This window comes from Candidatus Njordibacter sp. Uisw_039, assembly GCF_047730075.1.
GTDB lineage: Bacteria > Pseudomonadota > Gammaproteobacteria > Pseudomonadales > Balneatricaceae > Njordibacter.
In genome coordinates this window covers 59,211-70,890 of the sequence record NZ_CP159831.1, presented here as the reverse complement: position 1 = coordinate 70,890, position 11,680 = coordinate 59,211, and the positions used below count along the sequence as shown (strand labels likewise).

Sequence of the window (11,680 nt, the reverse complement as noted above, 5' to 3'; positions counted from 1 at the left end):
AAATACTCACCCCCGTGTGGGCCAAGAAATTCCTTTACCCACTTATGCTACGGCTGGCTCTGCCGGTATGGATTTACGCGCTTGTATTGATCATGCTATTACGCTAAACCCAGGCCAAACGGAATTAGTACCTACGGGTATGGCCATCCACGTTGAAGACCCAAACCTTTGCGCAATGTTATTGCCTAGATCTGGTCTTGGCCACAAACACGGTGTGGTTCTAGGTAATTTGGTAGGCCTTATCGATTCAGACTACCAAGGCCAGCTCATGGTATCCTGTTGGAATCGAGGTTCAACCCCTTTTGTTATTGAGCCTGCAGAACGTATTGCTCAAATGGTGCTTGTACCAGTGGTACAAGCCCAACTGACTATCGTTGATGACTTTGATGCCAGCCTTCGAGGAGAAGGTGGCTTCGGACATTCTGGTCGTCAATGATTCTTAAAGCCCAAAAAACACAGGACACTACCAGCATGGATCGCTTGCGCTACCAGCCACCTCGCCCTCTTGCCAATGAAATATTTCGGGCATACGATATCCGTGGCATCGTCGACGAACAGCTTAGTGATGCAATGCTCTACCATATTGGTTTAGCCGTAGGCACTCAAGTAGTGCGCAATGGTGAAGGCAGCATCGCTGTTGGTGCGGATGGCCGGTTATCCAGCCCAAGATTAGGCCAAGCATTAATGGCAGGCCTAGCCGACACGGGTTGTCGCGTCCTCAATTTAGGCGCAGTACCCACACCAGTGTTGTACTTTGGTGTTAAAACGTTAGGCACTGCATCTGGCATTATGCTCACAGGCAGCCACAACCCCTCAAATTACAATGGTTGTAAAATTGTCATAGGCGGCCAGACCCTAGCCAATGACAGCATCATGGCAGTGCACGATCTTATCGAACTGCAAGACTACGAGCGCGGCATAGGCGAGATTGAAGAACATTTTATTGATCAAATCTATCAAGATCGAATTGGCAGTGATATTAACTTGGCCAGGCCATTAAAAGTGGTGTTGGATGCCGGCAATGGTATTGCTGGTGATATTGCACCCAAGCTATTCAAACAATTGGGTTGTGAGGTTATTCCATTGTTTTGTGAAGTAGATGGCAACTTCCCCAACCACCATCCGGACCCCGGCAAACCAGCAAATTTAATTGATTTACAAGCCGCCGTAGCAGAACATAAAGCTGATATTGGCCTCGCCTTTGACGGTGATGGTGATCGTGTGGGTGTGATTACCGAAGCTGGACAAATGATCTACCCTGACAAGCTGCTCATGCTTTTTGCAGAAGATGTTATTAGCCGTAATCCTAATGCCGAAATCATCTACGATGTGAAATGCACTCGCCTGCTGGAACCTTTTATCCACAGCAAAGGCGGCGTACCAACTATGTGGAAAACAGGGCACTCCCTCATCAAAAGTAAAATGATCGAAACGGGCGCTTTACTCGCTGGTGAAATGAGCGGCCATATCTTCTTTAAGGAGCGCTGGTATGGATTTGACGACGGTATATACAGCGCTGTGCGCTTGTGCGAAATTCTGGCAAACAGTAATGTGTCTGCAAGTATTATGTTCAACCGTTTCCCAGAAGATGTAAGCACGCCAGAAATTAACATCAATGTCACAGAAGATGAAAAATTTAATTTAGTAGCACAGCTACAGCAGGCCCAATTTCCCACCGGAAAAGTGTCAACCATAGATGGTATCCGTGTAGACTATGAAGACGGCTGGGGCTTAGTAAGAGCCTCTAACACTACCCCAGTTTTAGTCTTACGCTTTGAGGGTGAGAACCGAACTGTATTGCAACGTATTCAAGATGAATTTCAACGTCATTTACATGCCGTTGATGCCAAACTTACTGTGCCGGACTATAGCCTATGACACTCGATCGCCAAGCTGCCATTAACGTAGCACAAGTATTAAGTGAAGCATTGCCTTATATCCAACGCTTCACTGGCAAAACAATTGTGGTTAAATTTGGCGGCAACGCTATGATTGACGAAGACCTCAAGAACAGTTTTGCCCGCGACATCGTGATGATGAAATTGGTGGGTATGAACCCAGTTGTAGTGCATGGTGGCGGCCCCCAAATTGGCGATTTACTTACCAAGCTCAATATTGATTCTCACTTTGTCAACGGCATGCGCGTAACGGATACTGCCACCATGAATGTAGTCGAAATGGTGCTTGGTGGGTCAGTCAATAAAGACATCGTTAACCTCATCAATCAAAATGGCGGCCAAGCCATCGGTTTAACGGGCAAGGATGGCAAGCTCATCCAAGCTAAACAGTTAAAAGTGACACACCAGACCCCAGAAATGCTGGCCCCTGAAATTATCGACATTGGTCACGTAGGTGAAGTGAGCGCCATCAATACCGATGTGCTCGACATGTTACGCAACAGTGATTTTATACCAGTAATCGCTCCTATTGGGGTCGATGACGAGGGCAATTCGTATAATATCAATGCCGATTTAGTGGCTGGTAAAGTCGCAGAAGTACTGCAAGCTGAAAAGCTTATGTTACTCACCAATACTGCTGGACTATTGGATAAAGAAGGCAATTTATTGACTGGCCTATCTACAAGCCAAGTGGATGAATTAATTGCTGACGGCACGATTTATGGTGGCATGTTACCTAAAATAGCTTGCGCCTTAGATGCAGTAAAAGGTGGCGTAAAACGCGCTCATATTATTGACGGCCGTGTAAACCATGCTACGCTATTGGAAATTTTTACCGATCAAGGAGTAGGCACCCTTATCACTGGCGCCAACGACAACAATGCAACACTATAAAGAAGCCACAATTGTATTATGACTGAAACTAAAATACCCCGTAAACAACAAATCTTGCACGCCCTAATGGAGATGTTAGAGGACCCGAACATTCGCATTACTACGGCTGCGCTGGCTAAACGTGTGGGTGTATCAGAGGCCGCTTTGTATAGACACTTTGCCAGCAAGGCGCAAATGTACGATGCCCTTATCGAGTTTGTGGAAGACACTATTTTCAGCCGTGCAAAGAAGATCCAGCAACAAGAATTGGGCGCCCTAGCCCAGTGCCAACAAATTCTTACGCTGCTACTCACCTTTGTAGAACGTAATGCTGGTATCAGTCGAATTCTGACAGGCGAAGCCCTTACGGGCGAGAACGAGCGATTAAGTAGCCGAGTAAATCAGCTATTTGAAAAGTTAGAAACTCAGCTTAAGCAGATTCTTAGAGAAGCAGAAATGCGTGAAGGCTTGCGCACTCATGACACCCCTAGCAGCAGTGCCAATTTGTTGTTGGCAGCAGCAGAAGGTCGTATTCGCCAGTACAGCCGTACAAATTTTCGCCATAAGCCTACTGCCACCTGGGCAGACCAATGGGCCGCTCTTAGTCAAAACCTCATGCGCTAATGCCGGGAGGACTAATGGGGCATAGAACGCAAAATGTTATACCCCAAAGTCTTCGCGGTACTTCAGCATTGCAGCAACTTGTTGTAGCTTGCTGCCACTTTCTTGCAAGTATTCCAGTACGTCATCAAAGCTAATGATACTCACTACCTTCATGGTGTAGTCACGTTCCACTTCCTGAATAGCCGACAACTCACCTTTGCCTTTTTCCATACGATCAATAGCGATTAACGTTGCCGTTGGTGTCGCCTCATGAGCCTCGATGATCGTCATCACTTCTCGGATTGCCGTGCCAGCGGTAATTACATCGTCGACAATGACTACACGGCCTTTAAGCTCTGCTCCTACAATAGAACCACCTTCACCATGGGCTTTAGCTTCTTTACGATTAAAGGCATAAGGCATATCAATACCATGGTGCTCACTCAAGGCCACTGCCATGGCCGTGGCGAGCGGTATCCCTTTGTATGCTGGACCTAAAATCACGTCACATTCGATACCAGAATCTACTAAAGCTTGGGCAAAATATTGACCTAGTCGAGCCAAGGCTGACCCTGTGTTAAAGAGACCAAAATTAAAATAGTAAGGGCTTAGACGACCAGACTTTAGGGTAAATTCACCAAACCGCAAAACATCACGCTCGATAGCAAACTCTATAAATTCTCTTTGGTAGTCTTTCATAATCGTCTCGGTATCATTTGTTGCCATTTTGAGCTGATCGCATTATACACTATGGCCTCACTTCTAGGTGCCCGCTTGGGATAGTAAATATGCGTAAATCGTCTGTGATTTTGGAGTCCTTTGTGGGCCAAAAGTCTAGAGCGTGGTATAATTCTTTGGAAATAATAAAATCAATTCCTAATGCGAAATAGTGAGCTCTACACACGAGCTTCTGCGCGAGTGATCAAACAATACCCATGCGTGTTATTACTTTAAATGTTCAAGGTTTGCGCCAGGCAGCCGAACGCGGTCTATTTGATTGGATGGTAACCCAAGGCGCCGACGTGGTGTGCTTGCAAGATATCCGTGAGAAAGATTATCAGCTAGATGAGCCATTATTCCATCCAGATGGCTGGCACGCCTATTTCTTTGATGCATTTGAAGATGGCTATAGTGGTACCGCCATATACAGCCGCCACCAACCAAAAGCGATTATGACAGGTATGGGTTTTTCTGGCTGTGACTTTGAGGGTCGCTTTATTCAAGCCGACTTCGATAAGATAAGCGTAGCATCTATCTCTGTACCTTCTGGCTTAGGAGATGATGATAAGCTAGATGCTAAGAATGAGTTCATGGAACAGTTTAGCAACCACTTACGTAAAACCCTGCGTAAACGTCGCGACTTTATTTTTTGTGGCACCATAAATACGGCCCACAAACCTGAAGATCTGTCCGGCTGGTATGTAAACCAAAAGAATTCTGGTTTTTTACCAGCAGAACGAGAAGTATTGGATGAGATTTTTTTCCAAATGGAATTCTGCGATGCTTTCCGCCAAGTTAACCAAAACGAGCGTCAGTTCACTTGGTGGCCAGACTACAATCGAGCATTTAAGCTTAACGAAGGTGCGCGGCTAGATTATCAAATCACCACACCTAACTTACGCCGCAACGTACGCAATGCCCGCATTTACCGCGAGCAGCGTTTCTCTAATCATTCACCATTGATTATCGATTATGCCTGTGACTTGTAATCTTAGCCGCACAACCTGCAGTTCCAATCTGACCTAACGATCCTAGTCAGCCAACGCCGCAGTTTGTAACGCTGTAATCTCAGTGATGCCTTTACGGGCTAAAGCCAACATTGCCGTCATTTGATCTTGCGTATAAGGCGCCCCCTCTGCAGTGCCCTGAACTTCGATAAAGCCCCCATCTGCAGTCATGACTACATTCATATCCGTTTCGGCCTTAGAATCTTCATCATAGTCCAGATCAAGCACTGGCTCATCTTTATAGATGCCCACAGAAATAGCTGCAATCTGGCGCCTAAGAGGGTTGCCTCTCATGGCACCATTTTTATCTTTTTTCAGCACGTTAATGGCATCTACCATAGCGATGTAAGCGCCAGTAATAGAGGCCGTGCGTGTACCACCATCAGCCTGCAATACGTCACAATCTAAAGTGATGGTGTTTTCGCCCAACTTTTCTAGGTTCAGCGATGCCCTTAAAGACCGGCCAATTAAACGTTGGATTTCTAAGGTGCGTCCGCCTTGCTTACCACGGGCCGCTTCACGTCCGTTGCGCGTATGGGTGGCCCGCGGCAACATGCCATATTCAGCTGTCACCCAACCACTACCAGATCCACGCAAGAACCGTGGCACACCACGCTCTACAGTAGCCGTGCACAACACGCGGGTGTCTCCAAACTCTATTAATACCGAGCCTTCCGCATGCTTGGTAAAGCTACGGGTGATTTTGATGTCGCGCAGTTGATCAGTTGCTCGACCACTAGGGCGTGTAAAATCGAGCTTGAAGCCCTTAAGCTGATCGGTAATAGAGGATGTCATGGGAAGCCTTGGTTCATTAATGATGAACCACCATTTTAATCGAGTTGAGCACAGATGACACCTAGCATTTAACAATTTGCTGGTAGGTAAATAGCCTTGGCAGCCAAATTCAGACCCATTGTTAAGCTGACATTCCACCCAAGCTTGCATATAATTGCACTTTGTTTCTTTGTGTTTAATACAACGGTCCAATCATGTCTAACACTTCTGGCGCACTCTATGTTCTTTCAGCTCCTTCAGGTGCAGGTAAAACTAGCCTAGTAAAAGCTCTCTTGGCACAGGATAAAGAAGTCTGTGTATCCGTGTCTCACACCACACGATCCATACGTGATGGCGAACAGGACGGCGTGGATTACAACTTCGTTAGTCAACAAGACTTCACCTATATAGTAGAACAACAGCAAATGCTTGAGCATGCCACAGTTTTTGAAAACAGCTATGGCACCTCTAGAAAATGGGTTGAATCAAGCCTTGCCGACGGCAAAGACGTGATCTTAGAAATTGATTGGCAGGGTCGCAACCAAGTATTGGCCATTTTCCCGCAGGCCATTGCCATAACCATATTGCCGCCGTCTCAACAAGCCTTACAACTTCGCTTGAAAGGCAGAGGCACAGATAGCGACGAGATTATTGCCAAGCGTATGGCGAAAGCACATAGGGAGATTAGCCATTACGCGGACAGTCACTTTTTAGTGATCAACGATCATTTTGACCATGCTTTAGCTGATTTGCAGTGCATTTTTAGATCCAGACGCTTAAAAACACCCCAACAAGCACATAATAATCACCAATTATTGCTTGAACTCTTGTCAACTGGTGACTAAGTTTTGTAAACTAGCGCGTCTAAATTACGGCTCGTAACACAAGCCGATACTGCATTGATCATAAATAACAGGTAACCCACATGGCTCGCGTAACCGTAGAAGATTGTTTGGAAAACGTTGATAACCGCTTTGAGCTCATCATGGTGTCCACTAAACGTGCGCGTCAGCTTGCCACTGGTGGCAAAGAGGCTCACATCGAATGGGAAGATGATAAGTGCACTGTGGTTGCTTTGCGTGAAATTGCGGAGGGCTTTATCAATGCTAGCATTTTGGACGATCAAGACGAGATCAACCAGCAGTTCGCTGAAGTTCCAGAAGACCAAGAAGTACTTGACGAAGTTACCCAAACTGTCGCTGAAACCAGTGAAGAAGTTTTACAGGGTAGCCCTGATATTGACGAGTGATTTTATGGCTAACGTTTAGCCCATAATTTCCCTCTGACTACTGGAGCCTACGGGCTCTTTTTTTGTGAATTTTTGTTAATAAATTCAACAAACTTGCAACAAAACTGCCCTGTTTGGATAATTTTCCGTTACCATGGAGCCATCAACCAAAACGGATGCTAAATTATGCCTACCATTGACGCCCTCGCAAAGCGTCTCGATGACTACCTTGAGCCCACTCAGGTGCAAGCAGTTCGGCGGGCATATTATTATGCCCAGCAGGCCCATGATGGCCAAACGCGCAAGAGTGGCGAAGCCTATGTCACTCACCCTCTTGCCGTGGCAGGCATCCTCAGCAGTATGCATATGGACCATGAAAGCCTAATGGCCGCCATGCTGCATGATGTCATTGAAGATACTCAAGTTGACAAACAAGGGCTGGAAACTCAGTTTGGAGAAACCGTTGCCAACTTGGTAGATGGCGTCAGCAAACTCACCCACCTAGAATTTAAAACTCGCGCCGAAAGCCAGGCTCACAACTTTCAGAAGATGGCCATTGCTATGGCCAAAGATATCCGCGTTATATTTGTCAAACTAGCCGACCGCCTACATAACATGCGCACAATTGGTGCCATGCGGCCAGACAGCCGCCGCCGTATTGCCAAAGAAACCACCGATATTTACGCACCTATTGCAGGCCGTCTGGGCATGCACGATTTAATGATAGAGTTAGAAGATTTAGCCTTTGCCGCCTATCACCCCATGCGCCACCGGTATATTCAGCGAGCGGTGGCAGCAGCACGTGGAGAACGCAAAGCACTATTGGAGCAAGTACAGATTGCCCTAGTAGATTGTTTAGAACACGATGAACTGCCTGGAGTAATAAGTGGTCGCCAAAAACATCTGGCTGGCATCTACAATAAAATGCGGGAGCAGAAAAAATCCTTCCGTGAAATTATGGATGTATTTGCCTTCCGCATTGTAACGGACAATGTGGACACCTGTTACCGCATTTTAGGCGCTGTACACCATCTCAACCTATATCGCCCAGTACCTGGACGCTTTAAAGACTATATTGCAATCCCAAAATCTAACGGCTATCAATCGCTCCATACCACTCTATACCGTGCAGGCTTGGGTGTGCATACCCCTATAGAAATACAAATACGCACCAAAGAAATGGATGACATCGCTAACCATGGAGTGGCAGAACACTGGTTCTACAAAAACACCAATAGCCGTGCTCAAAGGGCTCATAACCGCGCCCAACAATGGATCCAGGAGCTGGTAGAAATGCAAAAACGCTCTGGCAACGCCATGGAGTTCGTCAACCATGTGAAGCATGACTTATTTCCAGACGAGGTCTACGTGTTCTCCCCTAAAGGTAGTGTGTTTTCATTGCCCGCAGGGGCAACACCTATTGATTTTGCCTACGCCGTCCATACAGATATTGGTAATACCTGTATTGCGTGTCGTATAAATCGCCGCCTTGCACCATTAAGCCAAAAACTAGATAGTGGAGACACTATTGAGATTGTCACCACTGCCAGTGCCAAGCCCAATATGAGCTGGCTTAACTTTGTCGCAACGGCCAAGGCCAGCAGCAATATTCGTCACTCCCTGAAGCACCAAGCAACGGCTGACGCCGTCAATTTAGGGCGCCGTTTACTAAATCAAGAATTGGGCAGCAGTTCTTTAAATTTGGAAGCCATAGATTCAGCCCAATTGGAAGACTACATTGCCAGGCATAAGCTGCCTGACTTAGATGCTTTACTGGCCGAAATTGGCTCCGGTAAGCGTTTAGCGTACATCGTCGCTTCAGCTTTGAGTCGAGACGCCTCCGACACAGAAGGCCACACAAGTGGTATTGGGCCTATGGAGATTCACGGTACCGAGGGCATAATGATTCGCTATTCTCGATGTTGCCGCCCCATTCCTGGTGATAGTATCGTCGGGCACCTTAACGCAGGCCATGGTATTGCAGTTCATCGCACCTTCTGTAATAACATTCAAGATATCGGTCGGGACAAAGATAAAACCTTAGCCTTAGTATGGGCAGAAACTGGTGACCGAGACTTTGACGTGTGTTTAGAAATCGAGGTTTCTGCCAGCCGCGGTATCATCGCCAGCATCGCCACCAGTGCCGCCCAGAATAATGCCAACGTGGACAAAATTGATGTGAATGAAAAAGACGCTCGCCTTTCGGTAGTGAATTTGGAAATTTCAGTTCTTAACCGGGTTCATTTGGCTCAAGTCATTAAATCTATGCGTAAAATCTCCGGCGTCATTCGTCTTAACCGCACCTAAGGCCTTAATGTCATGGAAGTGACTCAACTCAATGGCGTAGGCCCAGCAGTAGCTGCTAAATTAGGAAAATTAGGTCTACATACGGTTGAAGATCTGTTGTTCCACCTGCCTACTCGGTATCAAGACCGAACCCGACTGGTCCCATTAAATGCCCTTAGCCCAAAATCTGCTTGTTTAGTGGAGGGGCAAATTACTAGTTCGTCACTTCAACGAGGGCGTCGTGTGAGCTTGCGCGTCAACATTAGTCAAAATGGTGCTAACCTTGGTCTGCGTTTTGTGCACTTTCATGCCAACCAAACGAAGAGTTTCACTAACGGTCGCAATATTCGTTGTTTTGGAGAAATTAGACCAGGGCCACAGGGCTTGGAAATGGTGCACCCTGAGTATGTGCTGTTTGATGATGTGCCTCCAGCTTTGGCGGATCAGCTAACCCCTATCTATCCCACAACTGAAGGCTTAAGCCTAACTCGCATGGGGCAGCTCATTGCCATGGCGTGGCATCAACTAGAACAAGGCAGCCTCATCCTAAATGAACTACTTCCACACCAGCTAATTAGCCGATATCAATTGCCTAGTTTAGTGGCAAGCTTAAAGCAACTGCATTACCCACACTTAAATCAGGATCTCAATCAGCTACAAGACCAAGTAACGCCAGCCAAGTTGAGACTGGTGCTCGAAGAATTAATTGCTCATCAACTCACCTTAAGTCGAGCCAAACAAAGAAACCAACGACTGCCTGCACCTGTACTAGCAGTGAAACGAGGCTTAGAACAAGCACTTATTAAAAACCTGCCGTTTCAGCTCACCAAGGCACAACAGCGCGTGTGGCAAGAAGTTGCAAGCGACCTTGAGACGCCAACGCCAATGGTGAGAATGGTGCAAGGGGATGTAGGTTCTGGTAAAACCGTATTGGCAGCCTTAGGGGCCTGTCGCGCTATTGATAATGGTTGCCAAGTGGCGGTACTGGCCCCAACAGAAATTTTGGCAGAGCAGCACCTTAACAGCTTTAGGCATTGGTTAGAACCCCTTGGTGTCGTTGTTACCTTTCTTATAGGCAAACAGAAAACGCAAACAAAACGTCAATCTCTCGCTGCTATTACCAGCGGTGAAGGGCAAATAGTTATCGGCACCCACGCCCTGTTTCAAGAGGCTGTTCACTACCAACATTTGGGCCTAGTTATCATCGATGAACAGCACCGATTTGGCGTGGCCCAACGCCACAGTTTAATCAAAAAAGCGCCCCACGGAAGCGGACTTCATCAGTTGGTAATGACAGCCACTCCCATCCCTCGTACCCTTGCTATGAGTGCGTACGGTGATCTTGACCATTCTGTAATTGATGAGCTACCTCCAGGCCGAAAACCCATTAATAGTGTGTTAATCAACAACAATAAACGCGCTGATGTTATCAAACGCATCCACCAAGCCTGTAATAGCGGTCAACAGGTGTACTGGATCTGCCCTCTTATAGAAACTTCAGATGTGTTGCAATGTGAAGCAGCGCAGGACACAGCAACGCTGCTCACCCTGCAGCTTGATAATATCAACGTAGGTTTAGTGCATGGTCGCCTGACCAGCGTTGAAAAGGCTGATGTAATGAACCGTTTTAAGGCCGGTGAGATTCAACTCTTGGTGGCAACTACCGTAGTAGAGGTTGGAGTTGACGTACCCAACGCTAACCTTATGGTCATTGATAATGCCGAACGCCTCGGCTTAGCCCAATTACACCAACTGCGTGGGCGGGTTGGCCGTGGACAAACCCAGAGCCATTGTTTGTTTATGTACCAGGCACCTTTATCTACAATGGGGCGCCAACGATTAGATATTTTACGTCAATCTAACGACGGGTTTGTGATTGCAGAAAAAGATCTGCAACTGCGAGGACCAGGTGAAGTACTTGGTACTCGTCAAGCAGGCACCATTGGTTTGAGAATTGCCGACTTGATGCGCGACGCCCATTTATTACCTGAAGTGAAGCGCATCGCTGCTGGCTATGCAGCCTACCCAGACAAAACGTCACAAATTATCCTAAGGTGGGTGGGTGACAGAAAAGCATTTGCCAAGGTATAGATTAGTATATAAGAAACAAAATTCACTATAGGAAACTTTTTTTTACAATTATCTGCGACTTAAGTCAATACATAGTCGTTTTTTATCAAAGCGTTAATTTTATTGGTTTACAACAGGGTAAAGTTTTCCTATCATCGTCTTCCTGAAGTGTGAATTATAACTCCAGTGAATATCGGAGATTCAGTAACCACTGCTTTCAG

The 11,680-nt window shown here is 46.6% G+C and carries 11 protein-coding genes; 9 read left to right on the top strand and 2 right to left on the bottom strand.

The window, feature by feature from the left end; translation table 11 throughout:
* The first annotated feature begins 16 nt into the window (after positions 1 to 16).
* The 4 genes from dut to slmA are packed head-to-tail and all read left to right on the top strand — an operon-like array spanning position 17 to position 3,395.
* On the top strand, positions 17 to 436 hold the full coding sequence (gene dut / locus ABXT70_RS00345) for a dUTP diphosphatase (protein ID WP_443641194.1): 420 nt from the start codon (positions 17 to 19) through the stop codon (positions 434 to 436).
* Positions 433 to 1,878 carry a phosphomannomutase/phosphoglucomutase gene (locus ABXT70_RS00340; RefSeq protein ID WP_443641193.1) on the top strand — a complete coding sequence of 482 codons (1,446 nt, stop codon included), beginning with the start codon at positions 433 to 435 and terminating at the stop codon, positions 1,876 to 1,878. The genes dut and ABXT70_RS00340 overlap by 4 nt, the downstream gene beginning before the upstream one ends.
* The gene (gene argB, locus ABXT70_RS00335; RefSeq protein ID WP_443641192.1) at positions 1,875 to 2,792 is read left to right on the top strand and encodes an acetylglutamate kinase; all 918 of its coding nucleotides are present in this window, start codon (positions 1,875 to 1,877) and stop codon (positions 2,790 to 2,792) included. The genes ABXT70_RS00340 and argB overlap by 4 nt, the downstream gene beginning before the upstream one ends.
* 18 nt (positions 2,793 to 2,810) lie before the next feature.
* Positions 2,811 to 3,395, top strand: coding sequence for a nucleoid occlusion factor SlmA (slmA, locus tag ABXT70_RS00330; protein WP_443641191.1), 585 nt, complete (start codon positions 2,811 to 2,813; stop codon positions 3,393 to 3,395).
* 36 nt (positions 3,396 to 3,431) lie between these two features.
* Here slmA and pyrE read toward each other — a convergent pair whose 3' ends face one another.
* Positions 3,432 to 4,073, bottom strand: a complete 642-nt coding sequence (gene pyrE / locus ABXT70_RS00325) for an orotate phosphoribosyltransferase (protein WP_443641190.1) — start codon at positions 4,071 to 4,073, stop codon at positions 3,432 to 3,434.
* A 236-nt stretch (positions 4,074 to 4,309) separates the two neighbouring features.
* On the opposite strand from pyrE, the gene ABXT70_RS00320 reads away from it, so the two are divergent.
* Complete coding sequence (locus ABXT70_RS00320; RefSeq protein ID WP_443641189.1) at positions 4,310 to 5,083, top strand: exodeoxyribonuclease III; 774 nt, start codon at positions 4,310 to 4,312, stop codon at positions 5,081 to 5,083.
* Between the two features lie 42 nt (positions 5,084 to 5,125).
* On the opposite strand, the gene rph is transcribed toward ABXT70_RS00320, so the two are convergent.
* Positions 5,126 to 5,896 (bottom strand): ribonuclease PH, encoded by a 771-nt coding sequence (gene rph / locus ABXT70_RS00315; RefSeq protein WP_443641188.1) that lies wholly within the window; start codon positions 5,894 to 5,896, stop codon positions 5,126 to 5,128.
* 194 nt (positions 5,897 to 6,090) lie between these two features.
* Here rph and gmk point away from each other — a divergent pair, with 194 nt between their 5' ends.
* The 4 genes from gmk (at position 6,091) to recG (ending at position 11,480) form a co-directional block, all read left to right on the top strand.
* Positions 6,091 to 6,720: a guanylate kinase gene (gene gmk, locus ABXT70_RS00310; RefSeq protein WP_443641187.1), complete on the top strand. Its 630-nt coding sequence runs from the start codon at positions 6,091 to 6,093 to the stop codon at positions 6,718 to 6,720.
* Between the two features lie 80 nt (positions 6,721 to 6,800).
* Positions 6,801 to 7,124, top strand: coding sequence for a DNA-directed RNA polymerase subunit omega (gene rpoZ, locus ABXT70_RS00305; RefSeq protein WP_443641186.1), 324 nt, complete (start codon positions 6,801 to 6,803; stop codon positions 7,122 to 7,124).
* Positions 7,125 to 7,289: 165 nt separating this feature from the next.
* The gene (locus tag ABXT70_RS00300) at positions 7,290 to 9,410 is read left to right on the top strand and encodes a RelA/SpoT family protein (protein ID WP_443641185.1); all 2,121 of its coding nucleotides are present in this window, start codon (positions 7,290 to 7,292) and stop codon (positions 9,408 to 9,410) included.
* A gap of 12 nt (positions 9,411 to 9,422) precedes the next feature.
* Positions 9,423 to 11,480, top strand: coding sequence for an ATP-dependent DNA helicase RecG (gene recG / locus ABXT70_RS00295; protein WP_443641184.1), 2,058 nt, complete (start codon positions 9,423 to 9,425; stop codon positions 11,478 to 11,480).
* Positions 11,481 to 11,680 lie beyond the last annotated feature (200 nt).

Coding starts and splice junctions, on each gene's coding strand:
- ABXT70_RS00340 (WP_443641193.1), top strand. CDS start 433: ATGATTCTTAAAGCCCAAAAAACACAGGACACTACCAGCATGGATCGC.
- pyrE (WP_443641190.1), bottom strand. CDS start 4,073: ATGAAAGACTACCAAAGAGAATTTATAGAGTTTGCTATCGAGCGTGAT.
- slmA (WP_443641191.1), top strand. CDS start 2,811: ATGACTGAAACTAAAATACCCCGTAAACAACAAATCTTGCACGCCCTA.
- ABXT70_RS00300 (WP_443641185.1), top strand. CDS start 7,290: ATGCCTACCATTGACGCCCTCGCAAAGCGTCTCGATGACTACCTTGAG.
- argB (WP_443641192.1), top strand. CDS start 1,875: ATGACACTCGATCGCCAAGCTGCCATTAACGTAGCACAAGTATTAAGT.
- rph (WP_443641188.1), bottom strand. CDS start 5,896: ATGACATCCTCTATTACCGATCAGCTTAAGGGCTTCAAGCTCGATTTT.
- recG (WP_443641184.1), top strand. CDS start 9,423: ATGGAAGTGACTCAACTCAATGGCGTAGGCCCAGCAGTAGCTGCTAAA.
- rpoZ (WP_443641186.1), top strand. CDS start 6,801: ATGGCTCGCGTAACCGTAGAAGATTGTTTGGAAAACGTTGATAACCGC.
- ABXT70_RS00320 (WP_443641189.1), top strand. CDS start 4,310: ATGCGTGTTATTACTTTAAATGTTCAAGGTTTGCGCCAGGCAGCCGAA.
- gmk (WP_443641187.1), top strand. CDS start 6,091: ATGTCTAACACTTCTGGCGCACTCTATGTTCTTTCAGCTCCTTCAGGT.